The 24,443-nt window shown below is 73.8% G+C and carries 25 protein-coding genes and 1 pseudogene; 10 read left to right on the plus strand and 16 right to left on the minus strand.

What is annotated here, in order from left to right:
- Positions 1–66: 66 nt before the first annotated feature.
- The 3 genes from IG86_RS0116520 to IG86_RS0116530 all read right to left on the minus strand — a co-directional run bounded on the left by IG86_RS0116520 (position 67) and on the right by IG86_RS0116530 (position 3,333).
- Entirely contained in the window at positions 67–1,449 is a 1,383-nt protein-coding gene (locus IG86_RS0116520) for a DUF1996 domain-containing protein (RefSeq protein ID WP_030820812.1), read from the minus strand.
- A 9-nt stretch (positions 1,450–1,458) separates the two neighbouring features.
- On the minus strand, positions 1,459–2,100 hold the full coding sequence (locus tag IG86_RS0116525) for a DUF4142 domain-containing protein (RefSeq protein WP_037848045.1): 642 nt from the start codon (positions 2,098–2,100) through the stop codon (positions 1,459–1,461).
- Between the two features lie 234 nt (positions 2,101–2,334).
- Positions 2,335–3,333, minus strand: coding sequence for a helix-turn-helix transcriptional regulator (locus tag IG86_RS0116530; RefSeq protein ID WP_030897525.1), 999 nt, complete (start codon positions 3,331–3,333; stop codon positions 2,335–2,337).
- Between the two features lie 96 nt (positions 3,334–3,429).
- Here IG86_RS0116530 and IG86_RS0116535 point away from each other — a divergent pair, with 96 nt between their 5' ends.
- Positions 3,430–3,831 (plus strand): RidA family protein, encoded by a 402-nt coding sequence (locus IG86_RS0116535; protein ID WP_030820818.1) that lies wholly within the window; start codon positions 3,430–3,432, stop codon positions 3,829–3,831.
- A 70-nt stretch (positions 3,832–3,901) separates the two neighbouring features.
- Here IG86_RS0116535 and IG86_RS0116540 read toward each other — a convergent pair whose 3' ends face one another.
- Together IG86_RS0116540 and IG86_RS0116545 are read right to left on the minus strand one after the other, a co-directional pair.
- A complete protein-coding gene (locus IG86_RS0116540) occupies positions 3,902–4,594 on the minus strand; it encodes a sigma-70 family RNA polymerase sigma factor (RefSeq protein WP_045936528.1) in 693 nt (230 codons plus the stop codon).
- A gap of 211 nt (positions 4,595–4,805) precedes the next feature.
- Positions 4,806–5,507 carry a hypothetical protein gene (locus tag IG86_RS0116545; RefSeq protein WP_234316032.1) on the minus strand — a complete coding sequence of 234 codons (702 nt, stop codon included), beginning with the start codon at positions 5,505–5,507 and terminating at the stop codon, positions 4,806–4,808.
- A 194-nt stretch (positions 5,508–5,701) separates the two neighbouring features.
- On the opposite strand from IG86_RS0116545, the gene IG86_RS0116550 reads away from it, so the two are divergent.
- On the plus strand, positions 5,702–6,913 hold the full coding sequence (locus IG86_RS0116550) for an MFS transporter (protein WP_030897528.1): 1,212 nt from the start codon (positions 5,702–5,704) through the stop codon (positions 6,911–6,913).
- Positions 6,910–8,010, plus strand: a complete 1,101-nt coding sequence (locus tag IG86_RS0116555; RefSeq protein ID WP_051785222.1) for a hypothetical protein — start codon at positions 6,910–6,912, stop codon at positions 8,008–8,010. The genes IG86_RS0116550 and IG86_RS0116555 overlap by 4 nt, the downstream gene beginning before the upstream one ends.
- 114 nt (positions 8,011–8,124) lie before the next feature.
- Here the strand turns inward: IG86_RS0116555 and IG86_RS0116560 are convergent, their stop codons facing one another.
- Together IG86_RS0116560 and IG86_RS0116565 are read right to left on the minus strand one after the other, a co-directional pair.
- Positions 8,125–9,633 (minus strand): DUF4246 domain-containing protein, encoded by a 1,509-nt coding sequence (locus tag IG86_RS0116560; RefSeq protein ID WP_030897533.1) that lies wholly within the window; start codon positions 9,631–9,633, stop codon positions 8,125–8,127.
- Positions 9,634–9,713: 80 nt separating this feature from the next.
- Positions 9,714–10,910, minus strand: coding sequence for an acyl-CoA dehydrogenase family protein (locus tag IG86_RS0116565; protein ID WP_276329188.1), 1,197 nt, complete (start codon positions 10,908–10,910; stop codon positions 9,714–9,716).
- A 202-nt stretch (positions 10,911–11,112) separates the two neighbouring features.
- On the opposite strand from IG86_RS0116565, the gene IG86_RS0116570 reads away from it, so the two are divergent.
- A complete protein-coding gene (locus tag IG86_RS0116570) occupies positions 11,113–12,945 on the plus strand; it encodes a CoA transferase (RefSeq protein WP_030897539.1) in 1,833 nt (610 codons plus the stop codon).
- Positions 12,942–14,600 carry an AMP-binding protein gene (locus tag IG86_RS0116575; RefSeq protein WP_030820836.1) on the plus strand — a complete coding sequence of 553 codons (1,659 nt, stop codon included), beginning with the start codon at positions 12,942–12,944 and terminating at the stop codon, positions 14,598–14,600. The genes IG86_RS0116570 and IG86_RS0116575 overlap by 4 nt, the downstream gene beginning before the upstream one ends.
- Positions 14,601–15,130: 530 nt before the next feature.
- Here IG86_RS0116575 and IG86_RS0116580 read toward each other — a convergent pair.
- From IG86_RS0116580 to IG86_RS0116590, 3 genes are read right to left on the minus strand one after another with little or no spacing between them, the layout of a single operon-like run.
- Entirely contained in the window at positions 15,131–15,937 is an 807-nt protein-coding gene (locus tag IG86_RS0116580) for a metal ABC transporter solute-binding protein, Zn/Mn family (protein WP_030820838.1), read from the minus strand.
- Positions 15,895–16,764 carry a metal ABC transporter permease gene (locus tag IG86_RS0116585; RefSeq protein WP_030820841.1) on the minus strand — a complete coding sequence of 290 codons (870 nt, stop codon included), beginning with the start codon at positions 16,762–16,764 and terminating at the stop codon, positions 15,895–15,897. Before IG86_RS0116585 ends, IG86_RS0116580 begins: the two co-directional genes overlap by 43 nt.
- On the minus strand, positions 16,761–17,396 hold the full coding sequence (locus tag IG86_RS0116590; protein WP_030820844.1) for a metal ABC transporter ATP-binding protein: 636 nt from the start codon (positions 17,394–17,396) through the stop codon (positions 16,761–16,763). The genes IG86_RS0116585 and IG86_RS0116590 overlap by 4 nt, the downstream gene beginning before the upstream one ends.
- Positions 17,397–17,646: 250 nt before the next feature.
- Here IG86_RS0116590 and IG86_RS39985 point away from each other — a divergent pair, with 250 nt between their 5' ends.
- Together IG86_RS39985 and IG86_RS0116600 are read left to right on the plus strand one after the other, a co-directional pair.
- Entirely contained in the window at positions 17,647–19,065 is a 1,419-nt protein-coding gene (locus IG86_RS39985) for a tyrosinase family protein (RefSeq protein ID WP_051785223.1), read from the plus strand.
- 47 nt (positions 19,066–19,112) lie between these two features.
- A complete protein-coding gene (locus IG86_RS0116600; RefSeq protein ID WP_157854837.1) occupies positions 19,113–19,880 on the plus strand; it encodes a DUF2182 domain-containing protein in 768 nt (255 codons plus the stop codon).
- Positions 19,881–19,886: 6 nt separating this feature from the next.
- Here the strand turns inward: IG86_RS0116600 and IG86_RS0116605 are convergent, their stop codons facing one another.
- Together IG86_RS0116605 and IG86_RS0116610 are read right to left on the minus strand one after the other, a co-directional pair.
- A complete protein-coding gene (locus IG86_RS0116605) occupies positions 19,887–20,303 on the minus strand; it encodes a VOC family protein (RefSeq protein ID WP_030897545.1) in 417 nt (138 codons plus the stop codon).
- Between the two features lie 84 nt (positions 20,304–20,387).
- The gene (locus IG86_RS0116610) at positions 20,388–21,044 is read right to left on the minus strand and encodes a DUF2278 family protein (protein WP_030897548.1); all 657 of its coding nucleotides are present in this window, start codon (positions 21,042–21,044) and stop codon (positions 20,388–20,390) included.
- Between the two features lie 189 nt (positions 21,045–21,233).
- Between IG86_RS0116610 and IG86_RS0116615 the strand changes: the two genes are divergently transcribed.
- Positions 21,234–21,653, plus strand: a complete 420-nt coding sequence (locus tag IG86_RS0116615; protein WP_030663451.1) for a TOBE domain-containing protein — start codon at positions 21,234–21,236, stop codon at positions 21,651–21,653.
- 38 nt (positions 21,654–21,691) lie between these two features.
- Here the strand turns inward: IG86_RS0116615 and IG86_RS45515 are convergent.
- A pseudogene (locus IG86_RS45515) lies at positions 21,692–21,787 on the minus strand (molybdopterin-dependent oxidoreductase); the annotation flags it as partial.
- A gap of 215 nt (positions 21,788–22,002) precedes the next feature.
- Here IG86_RS45515 and IG86_RS0116620 point away from each other — a divergent pair.
- Positions 22,003–22,455: an iron chaperone gene (locus IG86_RS0116620; RefSeq protein WP_030897552.1), complete on the plus strand. Its 453-nt coding sequence runs from the start codon at positions 22,003–22,005 to the stop codon at positions 22,453–22,455.
- A 77-nt stretch (positions 22,456–22,532) separates the two neighbouring features.
- Here IG86_RS0116620 and IG86_RS0116625 read toward each other — a convergent pair whose 3' ends face one another.
- A complete protein-coding gene (locus IG86_RS0116625; RefSeq protein ID WP_051785225.1) occupies positions 22,533–22,958 on the minus strand; it encodes a DUF732 domain-containing protein in 426 nt (141 codons plus the stop codon).
- Between the two features lie 139 nt (positions 22,959–23,097).
- Positions 23,098–23,403 (minus strand): hypothetical protein, encoded by a 306-nt coding sequence (locus tag IG86_RS0116630; protein ID WP_030820865.1) that lies wholly within the window; start codon positions 23,401–23,403, stop codon positions 23,098–23,100.
- Positions 23,404–23,559: 156 nt separating this feature from the next.
- Between IG86_RS0116630 and IG86_RS0116635 the strand changes: the two genes are divergently transcribed.
- A complete protein-coding gene (locus tag IG86_RS0116635) occupies positions 23,560–23,973 on the plus strand; it encodes a hypothetical protein (RefSeq protein ID WP_051785226.1) in 414 nt (137 codons plus the stop codon).
- Here the strand turns inward: IG86_RS0116635 and IG86_RS0116640 are convergent.
- Positions 23,936–24,400 carry a GNAT family N-acetyltransferase gene (locus IG86_RS0116640; protein ID WP_030897561.1) on the minus strand — a complete coding sequence of 155 codons (465 nt, stop codon included), beginning with the start codon at positions 24,398–24,400 and terminating at the stop codon, positions 23,936–23,938. The two genes, IG86_RS0116635 and IG86_RS0116640, sit on opposite strands and share 38 nt — an antisense overlap.
- Positions 24,401–24,443 lie beyond the last annotated feature (43 nt).

Below are 24,443 nucleotides of genomic sequence, written 5' to 3' on the forward strand. Positions count from 1 at the left end.
GCGGGGTGAGGAAGGGGGGAGCGCCCGGCCCCGGGAGCCGATGGGGGCAGAGCCCCGCAGTGAGCGTCAGCGGCAGCTGCGCCCGTCGTTGATGCAGCTCACGGCCTTGTTCATCAGGCCGTTCGACATCACGTTGATGAAGTCGCCGTGGTCGGTCACGGGCTTGTGGAGCTGCTCGGGGAAGCTGTCCACGGCGAACCGCTGGCCCGGCGCCACCCCGTAGACGATGCGCTGCACCAGCTGCGGAATGGCGGTGAAGCCCTTCTGGCAGCGACCGTTGCGGTCGGGGAAGGCCACGTGGGTGCGGTGGTTGGCGCTGTCGGCGTTCCGGCCGTCCCAGCAGCTCTGGAAGGTGAAGGTGCGCACCACGTCACTGCCCTTGGGGCAGATCGGGTACTTGTCCTTCAGCTGCCGGTTCTCGAAGCCGGTGCAGCTCCAGGAGGCGTTGGCGTTGGCGTTGCCGTTGGAGAAGGCCTTGGCGTCACCGGTGATGATGCGCATGAAGCGGGGCATGGCCTTGACCTTGCCGACGGGGCTTCCCTTGAAGTCGATCGTGACCTGCTTGGGCTTCAGGATCGTGCCGACGTTGCCGTCCTGGCCGCCGCCGGGCGCCTTCGCGTCGCGTTCGGCCTTGCCGTCGCGCAGTCGCAGCACGGGCCAGTAGTAGGTGGACTGGTCGCCGTTGTTGCAGGTGGTGCCGGCCTTGGCGAGGCTGTCGTTGGTGGAGAAGGCGTCGGTGGACACGTTGCCCACGTAGTCGTGCATGTGGTGGGCGCCGTTGGAGACGCCGGGTGCGACGATGACGTTGTCGGGGTTGAAGTGGCCGTTGTCGTTGCGGCCGCACTGGACGCTGAAGGAGCCGTTGGAGGCGCCGCCCTGGGCCTTCGGCTTGTTGACGTTCGGGCGGACCTTGGTGATGTTCACGAAGTCGCTCTTCGCCGGACCGCTCTTGCTGCCGGCCGCGGCGGACTTGGCGTCGGCCCCGGCGTTCAGCGCCGCCGCGCCGGCCCCGCCGTCTTCCTCCGCGGGTGCCTTCTTCATCTCGCAGGAACTCAACTGCGCTATTTCCTTGGGGGGTTCGCCCACGCGGTCGATCGCGTCGGACACGCCCTTGATGGTCTTGTCCCGCTGTCCCTTGAGCTCGCCGAGGAGGGCGTCGCCCTGTGCCTCGCCGGCGGCGAGGCGCCGGTAGGCGTCCGCCACCTGGTCGTCCAGCTTGGCCAGGTTCGCGTCGACCTCGGCCTTGGCCTGCTCGGGCACGGCGGTGAGCTTGTCCCCGACGTCCGGACAGTCGATGGTGGTCATCAACTGCGCCTTGCGGTTGCCGTCCTGGCCCGCGGACGCGTTGCCTGCGACGACGGCGACGCCGCCGCCGCCCAGCACGAGCGCGGAGACCACTCCCACGAGCTTGGTCGTCAATCGGGGGCGCTTGTGGCCCTTTTGCCTCATGCGATCACTTCACTTCGTCGGTGGGACATTGTCGGAGAGCCCGTCGAAGTCGACCAGCCCGGTGTCCTCGAGGACCGTGATGTGGTCCAGGACCGTGGCGTTGGCGGACGTGGCGAGGGCTCGCACCATGGAATTGCGGGTCTGCGCCCGGATCCCGGCCAACAGGCCGAACACCTTTCCGTGTGCTCGGCGCAACAGCTGGGTGAACAGTCGTTCGTACTCGTCTCCCTTGGCACGGTTCATCTGGCCCAGCCAGTCCTGCTGCTGAGCGGAAGGCTGGTTGGGCAGGTCGATGCCGAGGGCCTGGCCCACCTGGATGACCTGCCGGTCCAATTCGGTGTGGCCGTCGACGAGGTGGTCCCCGGCCGTCCGGATCGCGGGGCGCGTCCCGCGCTGCTGGGCCTGCCGCCCGGCGGGCAGCTCCCACAGCCCGGCGAGGCGGACCTTGCGGACGAAGTCCCGGTCCGCGGCCGTCAACGGCCCGTAAGCCGTGCTCACCGTGCCGAGGCCGTCGTCGTCACCCGCCGCCGGTGCGGCGACAGCGGCCGTGGCCCGGCTGCCGAACTTGTCCACGGGGACCAGCAGGGCGATCAGGGTGAGCGCGAGGGCGGTGATGACGACGCCGCTCGCGATCGAATACCTGGTGGCCATGGACCAGCCTCGAGTGGTTCTCCGCCGCAATGACAGCAATGTGCCTCCTTGCTCCGTGGGGCCGGGAAGGTGGCGGGGCAGGGAGGTTCCGCAAGCGTCGTGCGGTGCAACACCCGCATTCCCGGGGGTGGCACGGACGGTAGTGCCCGGCGTGACGCCCCTGCCGGAGGACATCACCATCGGACAAACACTCTGGCGCTTTCCGGAAAGGCTGATATCTTGCCGCGCCGGCGCCTACGGGACCGACGGCTCCGACGGCGGTGCCCCGTAACGGGCGGCGATCGCCGTCGCGCGCGCGTGCAGCCAGTCGCGCAGCCACTGCGGGGCCAGGACCTCCGCGCCCGGGGCGAGCTGCCACAGAGCCCATTCGGCGTGCCTGCGGTCCTGGAAGGCGACCTCCAGCCGCAGGCGGCCGTCCGCGTCCGCGTCGGCCCCCTCGGCCAGGACGGCCACCGCGCCGCCCACCAGCTCCTCCCGCCGCGCCGCGTCCACCCGTACCAGGACGGCGACCTGGTCCGGGCCGGCCCGGAACCGCCTGCTGCGCTCCTGCCAGGCCAGGTCCAGATCGACCCGATCCGGTCGCCGGGCCGGTTCGGCCAGCTCCTGCGCCTCCCGCACCCGCGACAGCCGGTAGGTGCGGTCCGCGCCGTCCCGCGTGGCCAGCAAGTAGCCCTGGCCGCGCACCGTGACCAGGCCGATCGGGTCCACCGTGCGCCACTCGGGTGCCCGGTCCGCGGCCGCGTAGTGGATGCGCAGCCGGTGTCCGGCGAACACCGCGCGCCGGATCGCGGTCACCACGGCGTCGGGCAGTTCCTCGGTGACCAGACGCCTCGCGAGGGCGTCGGTCTCCGGGTCGATCAGCAGGCGCCGCGCCGCGCCGGCCGCGGTCGCCCGCTGGCCCTCGGGCAGCGCGTCGACCACCTTGCGCATGGCCGAAGCGAGCGCCGAGCCGAGGCCGAACGCCTGCGCCCCGCGCCGCGATCCGGCGACCAGCAGGGCGAGCGCCTCGTCGTGGTTCAGCCCGGTGAGCTCGGTCCGGAAACCGGGCAGCAAGGTGAAACCGCCGTGCCGGCCGCGTTCGGAGTAGACGGGGACGCCGGCCGCGGACAGCGCGTCGATGTCGCGCAGCACCGTGCGGGTGGACACCTCCAGCTCCTCGGCCAGCGTGCTCGCCGACAGCCGGCCGTGTTGCCGCAGCAGCAGTACCAGGGAGACCAACCGATCGGCGCGCACCAGAAAACGCTACCGGAAATACACGACACTCGATGTCGTGATTGGTTGCGAGGCTTCACCACGACACAGCACGTCGCACACGAGAGGTGAACCCGCATGGCACACGCCATCGTCAATCCGGACGGCCTGCACGACCCGGCCCCGTTCGGCTACAGCCACACTGCCACCGTCCCCGCCGGTTCGGAACTGGTCCTCGTCGCCGGTCAGTACGGATCGGGCCCGGACGGCGCGGTGGTCTCGGCCGACTTCGGGGAGCAGGTGGAGCGGACGTTCCACAACATCGGCGTGGCCCTGGCCGCCCACGGCCTCGACCTCGGCCACGTCGTCCAGCTCCGCACGTACGTCGTGAACCACGACGTCACCAGGCTCGGGCCGATCGCCGCCGCCGTGCAGGAGCGCTGGGGCGGCAAGCCGCCCACGCAGACCCTCATCGGGGTCGCGGCCCTGGCCACGCCGGACGTGCTCTTCGAGGTCGAAGCCGTAGCCGCCCGGCCCTGACCCGGGGCGCCCCGCCGCGCGGCCGTCCCGGGCCCGGAGCGTACCGGGCCCGGGACGGCCGCCTTCCGGATCAGGCGGACGAAGCCGCGAGCACCACCTCACGCACCCGCGGGGCCCGCTCGGGCTGCGCGGCCGGGGCCTGCGGCTCCGGTGCGGCCGTGTGGGTGTCCGTGAGGAGGGCGATGAGCGAGGTACGGGCCCGGGCCACGCGGGAGCGGACCGTGCCGATCGGGCACCCGACGGCCTCGGCCGCCTCCGCGTACGGCAGACCCAGCAACTGCGTGAGGACGAAGGCCTCCCTTCGTTCGGACGGGATCGCGGCCAGCAGCTCCGCCAGCGCGATGCCGTCCTCGAAGCCCGGTACGTCGTACGGCTGGGCCTGCTCGGCGGCCGTCTGCCAGTCGCAGCGGTCCGACAGCCGCGGCCGGGCGGCGGCATGGCGGAGGCTGTCCACGACGGTGCGCCGGGCGATGGACAGCAGCCAGGTCCGCGCGGAGGAACGGCCCTCGAACCGGTGGAGGCCGGCGAGCGCACGCAGGAACACGTCCTGGGTGAGGTCGTCGGCCGCCTGGGTGTCGGCGCTGAGGTAGGCGACGTAGCGCCAGACGTCGCGGTGGAGGGCGCGCACGAAGCGGTCGGTCTTCGCACGGTCGCCGTCGCGGGCGGCGAGCGCCAGCCGGGTCACCGCCGCGTCGGAGTCCTCCGTGTGCCGGGCGGGACGCTCGCCGGTGGTACAGGACTGGGTGGTCAGGGCAGGAGTCATCGCCAAAGGTCCTTATGTGCAAGGGGAGTCCGGCGCCGCGCGAGCGGCGGAGCCGGTGAGGGGCACGGCCTGCCCGGAGGCATGGCCGAGGGCCCGAGGCGCGGCATCCACGTGTCACACGCGTGGCACGAGGTGCACGAGGTGCGTCAGTGGCATGCGAGGCGTGCGCGAGAGCGGTCGCGGACGTGGATGCGGCTCGGGTGACCAGCTGTCAGAGGACAGCGGTCGCCGTCGGCGGACCCCTTGAGGTGATGGCATGGACGAGGAACAGCCGGCGCGGTGCGCGCGGCCGTCGCCGCCGGCGCACCCGCAGGCGCGGCCGGTGCCCGACGGCGGCCGGACGCAGCAGCAGGCACAGCGGGACCCACAGCCGCGCGGCCACGGCCCGCAGCACGCGGAAGAGGGCGCGCTCGCCGTGGGCGAGCCACAGACCGCACAGCACGGCGGCCAGCAGGTGGACGATCAGCATCCCGGCCGGTGACATGAACGCCGCAGGCATGGCCGTGGATCCGTGCCCACCGCCCGCCATGTGCATGGCCGGCGAGGCCGAGGCGGCATCCGCCGTCCCGTGCATGGCGTGGTGCGCGTGCACGGGCGCTTCCGCGGCCGCGGACTCCGGCGCCGGCCCCGCCAGGGACCGGGCCAAGGACTGGGCCAGGGAGAACCCCGAGTGGAGCACGGCCTGTACGGCGACTGCGGCTCCCGTGACGGGGAGGATCCCGCGCTCACGGCCGGCGAGGGACCAGGCCGTCACCGCGGCCGCCCCGAACCCGACGGGCAGCGCCCACCAGGGCACCGCCGTACCCGACATGAGCACGTGTCCGGTAGCCGCGAGCAGCACGCAGAGGGCTGCGAACATCGCAGCCCGCAGGGCGCGTAAACAGCGGACGACCGGCTCCATGGCGGGGCTCATCCTCGCACCGGCCTCCCGAGCCGCACACCGGGGTGCGCACTTCCCGACAAGTTTCCGCAGCCCGACCATGCCACAGCCGGACCGCCTGCCTCGTGTGGTGCAGGGCACAGCGGAACGCGGGAACCCGCCCGCCGTTCCACCCGACTGACTACCCGTTCGAACAAGGAGTTCAACGTCACAGGAAGGGAGACTTCGTGGCGTCGGAGGGAACGGCGACGGCATCGCCGACGGAGAAGGACGACGGGGCGGGCGGACGGCTGACCGCGCTCCTCACCTGCGCCATGGCGTTCTCGATGCTGCAACTGTTCCTGCTCGGAGCGCTCGGCCCGCGCCTCGTGGACGAACTGGGCGTATCACCCGCCCTGCTGGGTCTGACCACCACGATCGGCTTCGGAACGGCGGCCGCCCTGTCCCCGGCGGGCGGCCGGATCGTGGACCGGATCGGCCCCCGGCGCTCGCTCGTCGCGCTGCTGCTGCTCTCCGCGGCCGCACTCGCCCTGATCGGCGCCGCCCCCGGCGCCGGCCTGCTGCTCGGCGCCGTCGCACTGGGCGGCGTACCGCAGGCCCTCGCCAACCCGGCCACCAACAAGGCCGTTCTGCGCGCCGTCCCGCCCGCCCGGCGGGGCGCCGTCACCGGCCTCAAGCAGTCCGGCGTGCAGCTGGGCGCCTTCGCGGCCGGGGCGCCGCTGGCGGTGCTCGCCGGCGGGATCGGCTGGCGGGGCGCTGTGTGGACGGGCGCGGTGGCCGCCCTGCTCACCGGGCTGTGGGCGCTGCGGGTCCTGCCCGGGGACCCCCCGCCGCCGCCCGCGGGTCCCCGTACGGAACTCGTCCCGCGCGCGATGGTGGCCTGGCTGGCCGCCTTCTCCCTGTTCCTCGGCGCGGGCATCGCCTCCGTGAACACCTACCTCGCCCTTTTCGGTGCGCAGCGCCTGGGCATGGGACCGACGACCGCGGGCGCCCTGGTCGCCGTACTGGGAGTGGCCGGGATCGCCGGCCGGGTGGGCTGGTCCAAGGCCGCCCGGCCCGGACGTGCCGAATGGCTGCCCGGCTGGCTCGCGCTCGGCGCGCTGGGCGCCGCCGCCCTGCTGGGGGCCGCCCTCGTGGTGGGCCCGCTGGTGTGGGTCGGCGCGGTGGCCGTCGGCGTGTTCGCCGTCTCCGGCAACGCCGTCTCCATGGTGCTGGTCCTCCAGCGGGCCGCCCCCGGCCGGGCCGGACAGGACTCCGCGCTGGTCGGGGCCGGGTTCTTCGCCGGATTCGCCCTGGGCCCGCCGCTGTTCGGGCTGCTCGCGCAGAGCGGGCGGTACGGACCGGGCTGGCTCCTGGTGGCGGCGGAGTTCGCGGTCGCCGCGGCCGTCGCGTTCCTCTGGGCGGTACGGGACCGGGCGCGGCGCGGAGGCGCGACGTGAGCGCGGCGACCGGCCGGCCCCTGGCGGCGGTCGTGGAGCGGGTCGCGGTGACCGCGGCGGAGGTGGGCCGCCGCTTCCCGCTGTACGCCGACCCGGCCGACGGGCGGTGGACCACGACCGGCCGCGGGTCCTGGACCGGAGGCTTCTGGGCCGGGCTGCTCTGGCTGCGGGCGCGGTACACCGGTGCCGAGTGCGACCGGCGGGCCGCCGCCGCGTGCACGGGCCGGCTCGCACCGTGGACGGGGGCGGACACCGCCACCCGCGGCCTCATCTTCTGGTACGGGACCGCCGCGGCCGGCGACGACGCCGAAGCCGCCGCGATCCGTGCCGGCGCGGCCGGGGCCTGCCTGGCGGCCTGTGACCCGGACCTCGGGATCCTGCCCTGGGGCGACGCCCTGGGCGGGCCCCGCCTGCTCGCCCGCGTGGACGCCGTACCCGGCACGGTGCCGCTCCTCGCGGGCGCCGGACCGGGCGGGGCGGCCGCCGCGGCCGCCCACCTCCACCGGCATCTGGACCTCTGCCTCGGGCGGCCCGGCGGCGCGGACGACGACGCATCCGCGTGGTTCCGGCCGGCCCTGCGCTTCGAGACGGACACCGCCCGGTGGCGGCCCTGCGAGGATCCGCCGCCGGGCTGGAGCCGGGGACGGGCCTGGCTGCTCCTGGCGGTCGCCGACGCCATGCTGCGTCCGGCCGGCGCGGCGGGCGACCGCGCACGTCTCGCCGACGCGGCCGCCCTGCTGCTCACGCGCGGCGAACTGCTGACCGGCCCGCCCGTCCCACCGGCCGACACCGCGCTCCCGGACGGTCCCCGCGACACCTCGGCCGCCGCGATCACGGCGGTCGCCCTGCTGAAACTGGCTCGGACCCCCGGCCCCCGCGCGGAGCAGTACGCGCTGCGGGGCGCGGAGATCCTCGACCACCTCGTCCGGTCCCACCTCACCGACGGGAGCGGCGGCCGCCCGGCCGGGATGCTGCTGGACGGGTGCTACGACGCGGCCGCGCGGCTGGCGGTCCGCCACGAACTCGTCTGGGGCGACTTCTTCCTGGCCCTCGGCCTGGCCGCCCTCCACGGGATCGTCGACATCACCCGCGTCTAGGGCGTCTCTTTCGGATCTTGCCGGGCCCGCGCTGCCCGGCACCGGACAACGCGGGCTCGGCCGGCAAGATCCGAAAGAGACGCCCTGGAACCCTCCCTCGGCGCTCTCGCCCGCTCAGTGCTCGCAGAGGGAGAACTCACGTTCGTAGAGCTGCTCGTTGTGCTCGTCGACGAAGAACTTGCGTTCCTGCATGAGCTGTTCGCGGTACGCCTTGGCCTGTTCCAGCGTCATCGTCGAGGTCTCGGACCAGGGCTGCTGCGGCGGCACGTCGGAGGTCGAGACGATCCTCTGCGACGGGTCGACCAGGAAGAACGCGAGGATCTTGCGGTGTCCCGGCCGTGCCGGATCCGTCAGGCGGAACGAGTCGACGCGGTGTTGCAGGACGTTGGGGAACGCCAGGCACCGGCCGGCCGGGGTCGCTGTCGATCCCAGCGCCTGGTTCAGCGCGTCCTCGTCCTCCAGGCCGTAGACCTCGCGCAGGCCGTTGTCGTCGTTCTGTTCGTAGTCCGGGTCGTCGAGCGCCGCCCGGAAACCCAGCCGGCTCTCGGTGATGTTCTCGCTGTCCCAGTAGTAGAGGGCGGTCGAGACGATCCGCTCGTTCACCATCCCCTCGACGTGCCAGGAGCCGCCGGAGTACTCGGGCTTGTCCGGGGTGAGGTGAATGGTGGCGAGCTTGACGATGACCTGGAGGCCGCGCCCGCGCAGATCCACCCGGGCGGACGGCCCGGGCAGCTCGGGCGCGGTGAAGTCCGGGGCGTCCGGGACGACCGGCCGGCGGTTCTCCCACCACTCGTCGTGGGCCTCTTCCCACGCATCGCGGGCCTCCCGGTAGGCCGCGTCGTCGCTGTAGGAGGACCTGTGCGGGTACTCCGGCTCCGAGTCGTACCACCCGTAGGGGTCCGCCTCGATCCGCAGGGGCCGCGGATGGCGCAGATCCGTGAGCACGTTCTCCAGCAGCGGGCGCATGCGCGCGAACACGTCGGGGAGGACCGAGAGGAGTTCGGCATGGGTCTCGGGGTGGACGTTGTTGACGTAGGAACGGAAGGCCACATCGCCCTCGTCACTGACGTCGACGTCCGTGGGCAGCCACTGGAACCTCTCCGAGAACTCGTACTTCGACCAGCGGTCCGTCGGGTTCTGCCAGGCACTCTCGGGAGCCCCGCTCGCCTCCCGCACCAGGCAGAACAGCGAGGGATGGACCAGGTCCAGCACCTGGCCGTCCGATCCGGGATGCCAGTCCTTGTCGGCCTCCGGGACCTCCTCCAGCACCCGGACCGCCTCGCGCAGCCGGGACCTGAGCGTGTCGTCGACCAGCGTGTCCGACTGCCACACCCCGTCGACGGCGGACACCTCGACGCCGGTTCGCGCGTCCCGGAGCGCGGCGTAGTGGCGCAGTTCGTCCAGCACGTAGCGGACCTGCGCCTCGGTGAGGCCCTGGGCGACCGCCTCCCGCGTCCACCGGGCGACGATGCCGGCGTCGTTCATCTTGTCGAACCACCCCGGCTTCGCCCTGATGAGCGCGCTGCACTGCATCATCTGGAGTTCCCGCAGTGTTCGGGGCTTCGCGAACGGTATGGAACGTGCAGTGTTGAAGGGCAGCGGGAAGGCGGACATGCCGGTCAATGCTCTCGGTCCTCCGAGTCGGTGTGCGGTGGCCGGAAGGATACTTCAGCGCACTGACACCGCCGCCCGGCCGGCCGCCGCTACGCGCTGCGGCCGTAGCCCCGCAGGACGCGGCGCGCCACCGAGGTGATGTGGAGTTCGTCCGGCCCGTCGAGGATGCGGGCCGCGCGCCCGGTGCGGAACAGTCCCGGGAGCGGGGTGTCCGGGCCGAGTCCGGCGGCGCCGTGGACCTGGATCGCGCAGTCCGCGACCTGCTGGAGCATGCGCGCGGCGGCGACCTTGGCGAGCCCCACCTCCGTACGCGCGTCCAGCCCGGCGGCGATGAGCGCCACCGCCTCCCGGACGAGGGGACGCGTGGTGCGCAGGGCCAGCAGGGCGTCGAAGACGTGGGCCTGCACCAGCTGCTGGTCGGCGAGCGGCCCACGTGATCCGCCGTGCGTGGCGGCCCGTTCGCACATCAGGTCGAAGGCCCGCTGGGCCTGGCCGAGCCAGCGCAGGCAGCGCAGCGTACGGCCGAGCTGGAGCCGTTCACCGGCGATGGCGAGGGCGTCACCGGACTCGCCGAGGAGGTGGTCGGCCGGGACCCGCACCGCGTCGAGGGCGATCTCGTACTGGCCCGTCACGCCCAGCACGGGCAGTTCGCGCACCACGCGGAAGCCGGCGGAGCCGGTGGGTACGAGCAGCAGGGACAGCCCCTCGCGGTCCCCGTCCGCGCCGGAGGTACGGGCCATGACGGTCACCAGGTCGGCGCCCGCGGCCCCCGAGGTGAACCACTTGCGGCCGGTGACCCGCCAGCCGCCGTCCGGGAGCCGCTCGGCGCGGGTGGCGGTCCGGAACGGGTCGGTGCCGGGCACGCCCGGCTCGGTCATCGCGTAACAGGTGCGGAGCTCGCCGGCGACCAGCCGCTTCAGGTACGCCTCGCGGACGCCGGGCCGCCCGTACCGGTCCAGCATCCGCACGTCGAGCAGCGGGGCGGAGCCCAGCGCGGCAGGACCGTGGTCACTGGCCCCCTCGGCCTCGGCCAGCTCGGCGTACGCGGCGAAGGACAGCCCGCCACCGCCCAGTTCGACCGGGAGCGGCAGGGCCCAGAGCCCCTCGGCCCGGGCCTCGGCGCGCAGTTCGGCCAGCGCCCCGGCGGCCGCGGGCCCGCCCCCGTCCAGCACGGACTCCCGGGGGAACACCCGGTCCCGGACGAACCGGGCGACCCGTTCCGCGGGCGCGCCCGGCTCCGCCGCCCGCCCTGCGGCTCCGCCACCGTCCGTACGGCGATCTTCCACTGTCCGCCTCCTCTTTCCCGGGAACTTCCGGGACGCGTGCGGTCCGCCGGAGAGTTTCGGCAACCCCCGCCAACTCGCGGGAACTCGCACGAACGGCCGACCGACTGTCTGTTCGTGGAACTGGTCGGGCGCGGAGGCTCCCGGGTTCCCGAATCCCGCAAGACCCCGGCTGCGGCCACCGCCGCGCCAGGAGAGGAGAGGCATGGCGTCACCAGCAACCACGCAGACGGTCCGGCCGCTCGACACACTGCGCTTCGACGCCTCGGGCCCGCCGCAGATCACGAGCGTCGTCACCGACCACCTGCGGCTGCTCGGCGCACGGACGGACCGCCCCGTCCACGTGGACGCGCCCGCCGTCGGCACCACGCTCGCCGGCGGCGGCTTCGCACCGGCGCACGCGGCCGCCACCTGGGCGGATCCCGCGAGCGGGCTCGCCGACGAGGCCACGGTGCAGGCCGCCACCGGCATCATGGCCGTGCACGGGCGACGCGACGGCACCCCGCGCGGACTCGCCGTCGACTACGCCGCCACGGCCACCGCCGTCCTCGCGGTACAGGGCCTGCTCGCGAACCTCGTGGGCCAGGCCCGCGGCGCGGCACCCGCCCACGTCACCACCGGAGCGGACCGGGCCGGACTGCTCGCCGTGTCCCAGTACCTCGCGGCCGCCGGCGCCGACGAGGGCGAGGCGGCCGAAATAGCCGCCGGCGGACCGCCGTTCACCTCCGCCGACGGGACCGTCTTCGAACTGGAGACGCTCGACCCGGGAGCCTGGGCCGCCTTCTGGAAGGCCCTGGAGGCACCCGCGGACGCCCTGCGCGCCGGCTGGCGGCCCTTCCAGTTCCGCTACGCCACCGCCTGCGCCCCCCTCCCGGCAGCCCTCCACACCACGGCCCGGTCCCACGGCTGGGACCGGATCCGCCGGGCCGCGGCCGCCTCAGGTGCCGAAGTGTGCGCGCTGCGCTCCCTCGCGGACCGGGCCGCGGAGCACGACGGCGCCGCCCCGTGGTCCCTCACGCCGTCGACGGCCTGGGCCGCCGGGAGCGCCGGGAGCGTCCGGGCCGCTGGTGCCGCCGGCGGTCTGCCGGCACCGCCGGCCGCCGGGTCCCTGCGGGAGTCCGCCGGACCCCTGGCCGGGCTGACCGTGCTGGAGGCCGGCCGCCGTATCCAGGCACCGCTCGCCGCGCACCTGCTCGGGCTGCTCGGCGCCGACGTGATCCGCATCGAACCGCCGGGCGGCGACCCGCTGCGCGGCATGCCCCCCGCCTGTTCAGGGATCTCCGCCCGCTGGCTCGCCCTCAACCGCGGCAAGCGGGCCGTCGAGATCGACATCAAGGCGGAGGCGGACCGCGGGCGGCTGCGGGACATGGCGGCGCACGCCGACGTCTTCCTCCACAACTGGGCGCCGGGCAAGGCCGCCGCCCTCGGCCTCGACGCCGACGACCTCGCACGCGTCAACCCCGCGCTCGTCCACGCGTACACCAGCGGCTGGGCCGGCCGGCTCGACGACGCCCCCATGGGCACGGACTTCATGGTCCAGGCCCGTACCGGAGTCGGCGAGGCCGCCCGCCCCGACGGCGAGCCCCCCGCGCCCTCGCTGATGACCCTGCTCGACGTCCTGGGCGGACTGCTGGGCGCCGAGGCCGTCCTCGCCGGGCTGCTCCTGCGCGAACGCACGGGCCGCGGCGTACGGGTCGACTCCTCCCTGCTCGGCGCGGCCGACACGCTGACCGGACCCGCCCTGCGCCGGGCGGCCCGCGGGCAGAACCCCCGGCGGCCGGCCGGGTTCCGGTACCCGCTGGCCACGGCCGACGGCTGGATCGCACCCGCCGACGCCGATGCCCGCGCCGCGGCCGGCCACGACCTGCGCGGCCTGCCCACGGCCGAGGCCCTGTCCCGGCTGCGCCGGCACGGCCTGACAGCGACCGCCGTCACCACCGAACTGTCCGACCTGCACCACGACCCGCGATTCGCCGGCTCGATCAGCCGCGACGCGCACGGCGCCCCCGCAGTCCCCGACCCCTGGAGCTTCGCATGACCGCCGACAGGCTCGTACTGCGTGACCTGCTGCCCGCCGAACTCCGCCGCGCCTGGGTGGTCGACGGCACCTGCCCCGACCTCGACCTCTACAGCCTCTTCCGCGCACGCCAGATCGCCGACCTGCACCGCACCGCCGTCGTCGACGCCAGGGGCAAGCTCTGCTACACCGCCCTCGACCGCAAGGTCCGATGTCTGGCGACGGGCCTGAGGGACCTCGGGATCGGCCCGGGCGACGTGGTCGGCGTACAACTGCCCGACGGCCGGAACGCCGTCATCGCCGACCTGGCGCTGGCCGCGCTCGGAGCGGTCGCGCTGCCCTTCCCCGTGGGCCGGGGCGTACTGGAGGCGGAGTGCCTGCTGCGCCGCGCCGAGGCCGTCGCCGTCATCGCGGCGACCGAGCACCGCGCGTTCCGGCACGCGGCCGATCTGCGCACGCTGGCCGGGGCACTGCCGCGGCTGCGGCACGTCATCGCCGCGGGGCGGCCGGACACCATCCCTGAAGGAACGATTCCGCTGGCGGAGCTGCTGCGCAGCGACCCCGGCGGCTTCGTCCCCGCCCGGCCCGACCCCGACAGCGCCGCACGCATCCTCGTCTCGTCCGGCTCCGAGGCGGAGCCCAAGATGATCGCCTACTCGCACAACGCGCTGGCCGGGGGCCGCGGCAACTTCCTGGCCTCCCTCATCCCCGACGGCACCCCGCCGCGCTGCCTCTTCCTCGTCCCGCTGGCCTCCGCCTTCGGCTCCAACGGCACCGCGGTCACCCTCGCCCGGCACGGCGGCACCCTCGTGCTGCTCGACCACTTCAGCGCGGACGCCGCGCTGGCGGCGGTGCGCGAACACCGGCCGACGCACGTCCTCGGCGTGCCCACCATGGTCCGCATGATGCTCGAACGCCTCGACGGCAGCGGCGGGGAACTGCCTTCGCCCACCGCGCTGGTCCTCGGCGGCGCACCGCTCGACGAGACCACGGCGGCCGCCGCCGCGCAGGCCTTCGGCTGCCCCGTCGTCAACCTCTACGGCTCCGCCGACGGCGTCAACTGCCATACGGGACTGGGCAGTACGGTGCCCCCCACCGACGGTTCCGGCGTCGTCGCCGGCCACCCCGACCCCCGGGTCGCCGAGATCCGCATCGCCGACCCCGACACCCACGAGCCGCTGCCCGACGGCGCCCTCGGCGAGATCATCTCGCGCGGCCCGATGACCCCGCTGTGCTACGTCGGCGCCCCCGAACTGGACGCCCGCTACCGCACGCCCGACGGCTGGGTCCGCACCGGTGACCTCGGCTACCTCGACGCCGAGAGCGTCCTGCACGTCGTCGGCCGCCTCAAGGACATCGTCATCCGCGGCGGGGCCAACATCAGCCCCGCCGAGGTGGAACGCGAACTCACCGCGCACCCCCAGGTCCGGGACGTGGCCTGCGTCGGCGTCCCCGACCCGCTGATGGGGGAGCGGCTCGCGGCCTGCGTCGTGGCCCGCGGGGCACACGCCCCCACCCTCGCATCCCTCGGCGAACACCTCGCGGGACGCGGCCTGGAGCGGCGCAAACACCCCGAACGCCTCCTGGTCGTCCCGGAACTCCCCCTGACGGCGGCCGGCAAACCCGACCGCGCGGCCCTCCGCAAACGCCTGACGGAGAGCAGCGCCCTCGTGTAGAAGGGCCGTCGGGGCACGCCGGGCCGCGCCGGGGAACACCGGCCGAGCGCCGCCGCGGGGCCCCGGTTCTGACAGGACGACGCCGGGGCGGGTCGGGCTTCGACCGCCGCCGGCCAGATCTCGATCTCCACGTCGCCGTCGCCGACGCAGAAGGTCGCCCACCTGCCAGGTGACGGACCGTTCGCCGTCGCCGCAGCGCAGGAACACGGCCCGCTCGGCCCGGCCGGGTCCGCCGCGGGCGCGACCAGGCCGCCGTGGCCGTCCGGGTGGAAGGGGCCGACGGCGGTGAGATCGGGCGCGTGCACGAGCGCGCCCGCCGCGTCGACGAGCGCCACCCCCGTCCCGACCGGGGCGCCGCCCGTATCGGGCACGGCGTACGGCGCGGACGCTACGGGGCGGTGCGGTGTCACGGACTTCTCCAGGGGCGCGTACGGGGCCGGACGTCATCGTGGCCCCGTGCCGCCCTGCCCCGATACAGGGGAGGGGCCCGGCGGACGTCCCACCGGGCCCCTCCCGCTACCCCCTGAGGATCAGGGGGTACCCATGGCCTTCTTCAGCTCCGCCGCGGCGTTGCGGTAGACCGGCAGCAGATCGAGGTCGTCCCCCGGGTAGTTGACGATCTTCACCTGCTTGGCACCGGAGTCCGGCAGCACCGCGCCGGTCGACATGTGCGCGTTGTCCAGCACCAGCGACGGCTTCTTCGCGGCGAGTTCGGCGAGCTGCGCCGGGGTCACGGCCTCCGGCCCGTAGGTGCCCACCGTGGTCGCGCCCGCGAGCTTCGCCGACCACGCGGTGAAGACCTGGGTCACGACGGAGGGGCTGCGGCCGCCGGGCCAGCCCGCCTGGAGCTCCTTGTTCAGCTTCGTGTACTCGGCGTCGAAGCCGGTCTTCCACTGCGCGGCGGCGTCCGCCGTGCCGAACAGCCCCGCCAGGCGGCCGACTTCGGCGGACACCTTGTCGGGGTCGTTGTCGAGCTCCACCTCGACGAGCTTCGCCTTGGACCCCGCCGCCTCCTTGATCTTCGCGGCGTACGGCTCGAACGGCGCGTACAGCACGAAGTCCGCCTTGGCGACGGCGGCGAGGTCCGAGGGCTTGGGGTCGTAGTCCGGGGCGTGGTGGACGGACTGCGGCACGATGACCTTGATGTCCTCCGCGCCGGCGGCCTTCGCGAAGGCGCCCTCCCAGGTGGTCGTCACGACCACGGACGGCTTGCCGGTGCGCGGCAGCTCCGGTCCCCCGCCGGACGTGGACGAGGCGTCGTTCCCGCAGCCGGCGGTCAGGAAGAGGGCCGCGCTCAGTGCGAGGACGGCAGGGATACGGACGCGGGTGCGCGCCATGAGCTGATTCTCCGTTCGGGTATGAAATGCACCGCGAGGACCAGCGCCCCCGCGGTCAGGACGAGGACCGGGCCCGGCGGCCAGTCCAGCCACAGGGCCAGCAGGAACCCCGTCAGGTTCACCGCGACGCCGATGCCGACCGCCCACAGGGTGATCGACTTCAGCGAGCTGCCCAGGCGGCGCGCGGCGAGTGCGGGCAGCAGGGTCAGCGCGTCGACGAGCAGCGCGCCGGTGAGTTTGATGGCCCCGGCGACCGCGACGGCGACCAGGACCAGGAGCACGGCCGTCAGAGCCCGCACCGGGACGCCGGAGCACAGGGCGAGCTCGCGGTCGTAGAGCAGCAGGCCGATCTCGCGCCGCCGCCACCAGAACAGGCCGGGCACGGCGACCGCGAGGACGCCGAGGACGACGAGGTCGGGCGTGCCGACGGACAGGATCGACCCCCACAGCAGGGCGAACGCGCCGGAGGCGTTGACCCCCGACACGGCCAGCAGCAGCAGCGCCGCCGCGATGGCCAGGCTCATCAGCAGCCCCATCGCCCCCGAGAGGCCGTCCGGTGTACGGGCGAGCGGGGCCACGCCCGCGCCGGCCAGCGCGCAGGCCACCAGCGCGCACAGCATGGGGTCGAGCCCGGTGAGCAGGCCCACGGCGATGCCCAGCAGGGCCACGTGCATCATCGCGAACCGGACCGGCATGATGTCGAGTCCGACGATGACGACGCCGACGACCGGCAGTCCGACGGCGGCCAGCAGCAGTGCCGCTCCAGCCCGTTGGACGGGCAGCAGCTGCAGCAGTTCCCCGAGGTCCGCGGTGGCCAGCGTGGTCACCGGACCTCCCGCAGCCGGCCCGCGGCCATCTCCAGCACGCGGTCGCAGCGGTCCGCCAGGGCCCGGTCGTGCGTCACCACGATCAGCGTCACCGGCAGTGCGGTGAGCACGTCCGCGGCCTCCGCCTGCCCGTCGAAGTCGAGGGCGGCCGTCGGCTCGTCCGCCAGGAGCAGCTCGGCGCCCGCCGCCACGCACCCGATCGCCCGGGCCAGGTACATGCGCTGCAACTGGCCGCCGGAGAGGGTGTGCAGGGGCCTCCCGGTCAGCGCGCCCACCCCGAGCCGGTCCGCGGCCTCGGCCGCTTCCGCCGGGGCGTGGCTGCCGGCCAGCAGCTCGCTGCCGAGCAGGGGGAACCGCCCGGCGGCGGGCTTCTGCGGGATCCAGGCGCAGGCCCGGCGCCGCCAAGCCCATTCGGCGGGGGAGCGGCCCTCCCGGCCGCCGACCAGGATCGAGCCCGCCATCTGGCGGTGCAGACCGAGGACGGCACGCAGGAGGGTGGATTTGCCGGACCCGTTGGTGCCGGTCAGCGCCACGCGCTCACCGGCGGCGATCTCCAGGTCCACGTCGGAGACGGCCTCCACCCGGCCGTGCCGGCAGACGACCCCCCGTATGCGCACGTCCAACCCGCCCATCACACGCCCCTCGATCGTCTCCGACTGCGCGGGACGGCGCGGCTCCGCCTCCCACGTGCCAGTAGTCGGACGCGGGGCGTCCGGGGTTCCCGCCGGTCCGGAACCGATTGCGCCGGGCCGGGGGCGGGGTGCGCAGGGGGCCCTTTCGGGCCCGCCGCCCGCGCGCCGGTTCGATCACGACATGCACTTTCGGTAGGTTTCCTCCGGGTTCGTTGCGGTTCCTCCCGGTCTTCGGTGGAAGGTGGACACGATGGGCAGCCCTCAGCAGGTGGCGCACGTGCGCAGGAACGTGTGGACCCTGCCGGCCGGCGACCTGACGCTCGCCCACTACGCGGCGGCCGTCGCCGAGATGAAGACACGGGACCCCGACGACCCCACCGGCTGGACCTACCAGGCGGCCATCCACGGGACGAACACGACGCCTCCGATGCCGCTGTGGAACGGCTGCAAGCACGGCTCCTGGTACTTCCTCCCCTGGCACCGGATGTACCTCTACTACTTCGAGCGGATCGTCCGTGCCACGGTCGTGCAACTGGGCGGCCCGGCCGACTGGGCGCTGCCCTACTGGGACTACGACGCCGACCGGGAACAGGCCCGGATCCCACCGGCCTTCCGCGACGAGGACGGCGGCGCCAACCCGCTGTTCGCCGAGCGGGCCAACCTCGTCAACGAAGGCGAACCCCTGCCCTTCGAGATCACCTCCCCGGCCTACGCCATGGGACGCACCCACTTCGTCGGCGAAGCCGAGTTCGGCGGGGGCATCACACCCAACGGCAGCACCTTCTGGAACCGGAAGGGCGCCCTGGAGGACACCCCGCACAACGCCGTGCACAGCCACATCGGCCGCTGGATGGGCAGGACCGGCACGGCCGCTCTGGATCCCGTCTTCTGGCTCCACCACGCCAACATCGACCGCCTCTGGTTCGTATGGGCCGGCCGCCCGGGGCACAGCAACCCGGACGACCCGCGCTGGATCACCCAGGAGTACAAGTTCTTCGACGCGGACGGCAGCCAGCAGAGCCTGGCGGCCTCCGACGTCCTCGACACCGCCGGCCGGCTGGGCTACACGTACGAGCAGCCCGTGCCGATCTCCCCTCCGGTCCCGCTCCCGCCGTCCGTGACGAGGTCCCCCGTGCCCGAGATGCCGAGCGGTCCCGGTCCCTCGGGGCCGACCCCGCCCAAGCGGCGCGAGATGGCCGGCTCGTCGGAGCAGCCCCTGCTGCTCGTCGGCCGCGCCGCGAGCGTCGCCGTACCGATCGACCGGCGGACCACCGGACCGCTCGGCGCGGCACTCGGCGTCTCCGGCCCCGACAGCGACCGGCGCGTGTACCTCAACGTCGAGGACATCGAGGGCGAGACCAACCCCGACAAGGTCTACGGCATCTACGTCAACCTGCCCGAAGGCGCCTCCCGCGAACAGGCGGAGGGCCACCGGGTCGGCAACCTGTCGTTCTTCGGCATCGAGCGGGCCCAGGACCCCCGGGGCGACGAGCACCCGCACGGCCTGCGGGTGAGCGTCGAGATCACCCCGCTCGTGCGCAGGCTCCAGGCCGACGACGCCTGGGACGAAGCCCGGCTGCAGGTGACGTTCCGTCCGCTCGGAGCGGCGCCGGAGGAGGGCGAGGACCCGCCGGTCGAGATCGGGCGCGTCAGTCTCAGCTACACCTGATGGTCCTGGAGGGCGGGGCGAGGGCGCGGTCCCCGCGGACCCCGCCCGTGCCGCGGTGGCCGCGGCCGCGCGTCACCCTGCTCCACGAGCTGGCGGCCGTCGCCGCCTGGATCGCCGTGATCGCGCTGACCCTGACGGGTGCGGTGCACGGGGCCCGTACGGCGGCTCCGGCCCCGGTGGGCGAGGCACCGCACCACCACATGACCCCGTCACACACGGCCCACGCCGTACCCGGCGCCGGGGTCTTCGGGGGCCTCACGACGTGGGCGCTGATGTGCGTCGCGATGATGCTGCCGGCCGCGCTCCCGGCACTCGCCCACGTGGGCGCCAACAGCCTGCGGCGGCGTCGGCAGCGCGCGATGGCCGGCTTCGCCGCCGTCTACCTGCTGGTGTGGACGGGCTACGGAGCGCTGCTCCTCGCGCTCGCCCCGCTGTGGTCGCGGCTGCCCGGCGACGCCGTACTGGCCTGCGCGCTCGCGCTCGCGTCCGGCTGGCAGCTGACGGTCCACAAGCGGCGCGCCCTGCGCGACTGCCACCGCTCCTCCCCGCTGCCCCTCAGCGGCCTGCGCGCCCTGGCGGGCACCGGCCGCTTCGGGCTGCGCCACGGCGGGGCCTGTCTGCGGTCGTGCTGGGCGCTGATGCTGGTGATGGCCGTGGCCGGCGGCGGTCCGGGCATGCTCGGCTGGATGGCGGCGCTCACCGGGACCGTCACCGCGGAGCGGTTCGCCCGTACCCCTAGGCGCTCGGCGAACCTCGCCGCCGCGGCCCTCGCGGCGGCCGCACTGGCGGTCGTCCTCGCACGGGCCCTCACCTGAGGGGGCTCAGGCCGGCAGGTCCTGGAGGTTCAGCTGCCAGGACACGCCGAAGCGGTCGTTCACCCAGCCGAACCGGGCGCTGAAGCCGTACGAGCCCAGGGGCATCAGCTCCTTGCCGCCGTCGCCGAGGGCCGCGTAGAGGCGGTCGAGCTCGGCCGCGGACCCGCACTCCACGAAGAGCGAGACCGCCGGGGTGAAGCCGAACTCGTGCTTGACGTAACTGTCGATGCACATGAACCGCTGTCCGGCGAGCGAGAACGTGGCGCGCAGCACGGTGCCCTCCTCGCCGGGACCGTCGGCGCCGTAACGGGTGATGTCGATGACCTCGGAGTCGTCGAACAGGGAGGTGTAGAAGGTCAGCGCCTCCTCCGCCCTGCCCTCGAACATCAGGAACGTGGTGATCTTCTGGGGTGCCGAGGCCATCGAGCCTGTCCTCCGGGTGACGGGGTGGGAGCTTCGGGGCCGAGGCTGGAACACGCCACCGACCATGCCGCTAAGGGCAGCGGCCTACACCGGGTGTCCGTCGGCGTCCGTGTGGTCCTTCTGGGTGGAGAACTTGTTCAGGAACACGTCGTACCGGCCGTCGGGGCGGCGGGTCAGGGTCGCCCCGTCCTGCCAGACGCCGTTCTCCGGCCACCACGGGCTGCCGAGCGGGTCGCCCTGGTTCTGGTGGATGTTGTGCACGCCCAGGCCGGTGTCGAAGGGTTCCCCGAAGACCAGCACCGGACGGCCGACGACGAGCATCGGCTCGAAGGCGAGCGCGGCGTCGAGATTGGTCCCCGAGGTCCAGGGCCGGGAGGTCTTCACCAGCCGATCGAGCAGCTCCCGCAACCGCTCGGGCAGCCACGAGGGCCAGGTGGGTCCGCCCCGCAACCCCGGATGGCGGATGTAGTCGAGGGCGCCGGACCCGGCCGTACGGGCCAGCTCGTGGTACCCGGGCGCCAGTGCGGCCACCGGGCCGAGCGCGGCGGCGTCCACCGTGAACACCTTCCACTGCACCCCGGTCGCCGAGTCGTGACTGTCCACGTCGACGGCGCACTTGTAGCGGCCGCCCGGCGCGTCGACCCGGAGATTGACGTGGAACCACGCCCCCTCCGTGTCGGGGGTGTCCCGGAAGTGCTGGTGCAGGGTCCCGGAGAGGACTCCGTAGTGCGCGAAGGGCATGGACCCCAGTGAAGCACCGGGCCGCACGACGGGCACCGCGACGCGCGACGAGGCAGGTGCGAGCCAGGAGGGTGGTTGTGGTCGGCGGACGAGAGGGGACCGGAGCGGGGCCCGGCCGGTCCGCCTACCGTCGATCACGCGCGGTCCGTTCGGCCCGTGCACCGTGTTCACACAAGAGGTCGAACCTTCATGAGTCTCAGCATCCGCAACCAGATCGCAGGCACCGTCACCGCCGTCACCGTCGGCGAGGCCATGGCGGCGGTCAAGGTCCGGCTGGAAGGGGGCCAGGACATCACCGCGGCCATCACCGCCGACGCCGTCAAGGACCTCGGTCTCACCACGGGCTCCGCGGTCACGGCCCTGGTCAAGGCCACCGAGGTGGCCCTGGCCACCGGCGCGGTGGAGAACATCTCCATCCGCAACCAGCTCACCGGCACGGTCGTCGACGTGGCCACCGGCCCGGCCATGGCCGCGGTACGCGTCGACGTGAACGGCGGCGGCCTGACCGCGGCCGTCACCGCCGACGCCGTCGAGGCACTGGGCCTGGCCGCCGGCTCACCCGTCGTGGCGCTGATCAAGTCGACCGAGATCTCCCTCGCCACCGCCTGACCCGTCCTCAGACGTCCGGCGCCCGGGGGGCTTACCGATCAGGCCGGGCTCGCCAGCGCGCCGAACGACACGTGGGTGACGGCGCTGACGTAGCGCGCCCCGCACCGGTCCGACGGGACGACCAGCGCCGAACCAGGTCGTGGACCGCCGTGTCGTGATGGGTGTGCGGATTGCGCTTGCGGAATGTATCAGTCGGATAAGGCCGCAAGTGAGCCGTATTCCAGGAATTAACCTGGCAACTGCGGTACTTGTCGGTAGCTTCGTACGTTTGCCCGGGCCGATGCCGGTGCGCCGGGATAGGGTCCCCTCAAGTCCCGCACATGCGAGGTCCTCAAGGGGGAGATCAGCCATGAGCAGCACCGAAAGCGCCAAGCACGAGGGATTCACGGCCGAGGAGCGGGCCGCGATGAAGGACCACGCCCAGGAGCTGAAGACGGCGGCGCGCCGCAGCTCGCGCGCCGACAAGGCGGCGGCCGCCGAGCAGGACGTGCTCGCGAAGATCGCCGAGATGCAGGACTCCGACCGGGTCATGGCCGAGCGCGTCCACGCCGTCATCACGGCCTGCGCCCCGTCGCTCGCGCCGAAGCTCTGGTACGGGATGCCGTCCTACGCCCTGGACGGGAAGGTCGTGGTCTTCTTCCAGAGCGCGGAGAAGTTCAAGGCCCGTTACGCGACCCTCGGGTTCAGCGACCTGGCGAAGCTCGACGAGGACACGATGTGGGCGGCCGGCTTCGCCCTGACCGAGGTGACGCCCGAGGTGGAGGAGCGGATCGCCGCGCTCGTGAAGCGGGCGGTGGGCTGAGCCGGGGCCGCGGCGGCCGACCCGGTCCGCCGTCGTGAACGACGGCGGACCGGGCCGGGAACCGCGGTCGCGTCCCGTCAGTAGGTGGGGCAGATGTTGGCCTGGACGGTGGCGAGGATGAGCGCGCTCTTGGTCGGGCCGAAGCCGTTGGGGTGGTCGGGACCGAGGAAACGCCGCTCGACCTGGGCGACGCGCTCGCTGGGGTCCTTCTCGTCCTTCATGGCGGTGCACTGGTCGCGTCCGCGGCTGATGGCCTTGTCGTCATCGCCGTTCACGATCTCGGGGTCTATGCCGCCCAGGGTGGCGAGGTAGATGACGCGCTTGTCGCCGGTGGGCGCGGGCGGTACGCCGGCGGCGTCCGCGGGGCCGGTGGCGCCGGGCGGGGCCGAAGGCGTGCTGGCGACCGGCGCGGGTCGGGCGTCGGCCTCGGGCTCGCCGGCGCAGCCGGTGAGGGCGAACAGTGTGACGGTGGCCAGCAGCGTGGCGATCTGGGGTGTGCGCATCAGGACATGGTGAGCGCCCGCCGCCACGGAGGGCATGCCCGTGACGCAGCTGTGACGCACAGAGCGCCGAAGGCGGCCCGCGCGTGGAGCAGTCGGGGCCGCCGGGCGGGTGGCGGTTCCGGGGTGGGGGCGCGAACGGCTATCGGATCGGCTCGGGGACGGTCAGGACCACCGTGCGGCCGTCCGGGTCGGTCAGGGTGTGCCGGCCGGGCGTCCGGCCCTCTGCGTCGCGCGTCGGCGCCGTCAGGCCGAGGCGCAGGTAGCCGGTCTCCGGGCGGCGCGTGGCCGGATAGAGCTCCAGCACGCCTCCGTCGGCGAAGGTCGCCGCGTAGTGGTCCGGCCCGGTGCCGTGCTTCTCCGGTACGAGGTCGAGGCCGAGGCCCGCGTAGAACGCGCGGCACTCCTCCAGCCGGGTCGTGTGGATCACGAGCAGGTCGATGGTCATGAGGCACCGCCCGCGGGGTCGGCGGGCCTGTGGTGTCGGACGATGAAGCCGGGCATCCGTTCCCTTCCGTCGCGTGTGACCTCCCGTCAACTTAAGCTGCCCGGTGTGCCGTCCGGTGGCCGGGGCCGGCCGCCGACGGCGTGAGGGGGAGGGGCGATGGGACGGATGCTGTTCGTGCTCCGGTACCGGAACGGGGAGCCGGAGCCCTTGGGCACCCCTGTGCTGCGGGAGGTCCTGGGGCCGTACGCGGTCGCCGCGGACGCCGACTTCCGTGACGGCGTGCTGATCCGGACCACCGACGGCCATGACGTGGAGATCGACGTCAACGAGGTCTGCCTCGCCGTCAGCCGCTTCCCGCCGGGGCAGTTCTTCGACGTCCTGGCCCGCCTCGTGGACCGGCTCGGGGCGAGCGTGGTCCCGATGGACCGGCCGGCGGTCCTGCGGCGCGAAGAGGACCGCGCGCACCTCCCCCCGGCCGGACGGCGGGAGGCCGTCGTCGTCGCCATGACCGGCCGCGCCCTCGAAGCCGCCCTCACGGACGGGGGCGGGCCGGGGGCATGTCGTAGGTGACCCACATGGTGCGCGTGGCCACCTGGTCGTACTTGGCCCTCGCCCGGTGGTTGTCGTCCGCGGTGATCCAGCGCACCACGCTCCAGCCCCGTTCGGCCGCGAGCTCCCGCAGCGCGCCCAGCAGCAGGTCGGCGGCGCCCGAACCGCGGTGCTGCGGCGCCACGAACAGGTCGTCGAGGAAGCAGCCGACCGTCGCCGAGAGGGGTCGGGCGAAGGGGCGGTAGTGGGCCAGGCCCAGGAGCCGGCCCGCGGTGTCCTCGGCCACCAGGGCGCTCACCTCGTGGGCCGGATCGGTCACCCACGACCACACCGTGGCGGCCGCCTCCTCGGTCTGCTCCACCTCGTAGAAGTCGGCGTAGCCGCGGTACAGGACGCGCCACTGCGCGAAGTCCCCGGGCCGTAGGGCGCGCACGGTGATGTCGGACATGGGGCTGGACTCCTGTGGTCGAGGGATACGGAGAATCGATCAT

Source organism: Streptomyces virginiae (assembly GCF_000720455.1).
Lineage (GTDB): Bacteria > Actinomycetota > Actinomycetes > Streptomycetales > Streptomycetaceae > Streptomyces > Streptomyces virginiae.

What these genes read in the sequence shown, in the direction of transcription:
- IG86_RS0116520 (WP_030820812.1), bottom strand. Translation starts at nt 1,449, where the DNA reads ATGAGGCAAAAGGGCCACAAGCGCCCCCGATTGACGACCAAGCTCGTG.
- IG86_RS0116525 (WP_037848045.1), bottom strand. Translation starts at nt 2,100, where the DNA reads ATGGCCACCAGGTATTCGATCGCGAGCGGCGTCGTCATCACCGCCCTC.
- IG86_RS0116535 (WP_030820818.1), top strand. Translation starts at nt 3,430, where the DNA reads ATGGCACACGCCATCGTCAATCCGGACGGCCTGCACGACCCGGCCCCG.
- IG86_RS0116540 (WP_045936528.1), bottom strand. Translation starts at nt 4,594, where the DNA reads ATGACTCCTGCCCTGACCACCCAGTCCTGTACCACCGGCGAGCGTCCC.
- IG86_RS0116545 (WP_234316032.1), bottom strand. Translation starts at nt 5,507, where the DNA reads ATGAGCCCCGCCATGGAGCCGGTCGTCCGCTGTTTACGCGCCCTGCGG.
- IG86_RS0116570 (WP_030897539.1), top strand. Translation starts at nt 11,113, where the DNA reads ATGGCGTCACCAGCAACCACGCAGACGGTCCGGCCGCTCGACACACTG.
- IG86_RS0116575 (WP_030820836.1), top strand. Translation starts at nt 12,942, where the DNA reads ATGACCGCCGACAGGCTCGTACTGCGTGACCTGCTGCCCGCCGAACTC.
- IG86_RS0116580 (WP_030820838.1), bottom strand. Translation starts at nt 15,937, where the DNA reads ATGGCGCGCACCCGCGTCCGTATCCCTGCCGTCCTCGCACTGAGCGCG.
- IG86_RS0116590 (WP_030820844.1), bottom strand. Translation starts at nt 17,396, where the DNA reads ATGGGCGGGTTGGACGTGCGCATACGGGGGGTCGTCTGCCGGCACGGC.
- IG86_RS39985 (WP_051785223.1), top strand. Translation starts at nt 17,647, where the DNA reads ATGGGCAGCCCTCAGCAGGTGGCGCACGTGCGCAGGAACGTGTGGACC.
- IG86_RS0116605 (WP_030897545.1), bottom strand. Translation starts at nt 20,303, where the DNA reads ATGGCCTCGGCACCCCAGAAGATCACCACGTTCCTGATGTTCGAGGGC.
- IG86_RS0116610 (WP_030897548.1), bottom strand. Translation starts at nt 21,044, where the DNA reads ATGCCCTTCGCGCACTACGGAGTCCTCTCCGGGACCCTGCACCAGCAC.
- IG86_RS0116615 (WP_030663451.1), top strand. Translation starts at nt 21,234, where the DNA reads ATGAGTCTCAGCATCCGCAACCAGATCGCAGGCACCGTCACCGCCGTC.
- IG86_RS0116620 (WP_030897552.1), top strand. Translation starts at nt 22,003, where the DNA reads ATGAGCAGCACCGAAAGCGCCAAGCACGAGGGATTCACGGCCGAGGAG.
- IG86_RS0116625 (WP_051785225.1), bottom strand. Translation starts at nt 22,958, where the DNA reads ATGCGCACACCCCAGATCGCCACGCTGCTGGCCACCGTCACACTGTTC.
- IG86_RS0116630 (WP_030820865.1), bottom strand. Translation starts at nt 23,403, where the DNA reads ATGACCATCGACCTGCTCGTGATCCACACGACCCGGCTGGAGGAGTGC.
- IG86_RS0116635 (WP_051785226.1), top strand. Translation starts at nt 23,560, where the DNA reads ATGGGACGGATGCTGTTCGTGCTCCGGTACCGGAACGGGGAGCCGGAG.
- IG86_RS0116640 (WP_030897561.1), bottom strand. Translation starts at nt 24,400, where the DNA reads ATGTCCGACATCACCGTGCGCGCCCTACGGCCCGGGGACTTCGCGCAG.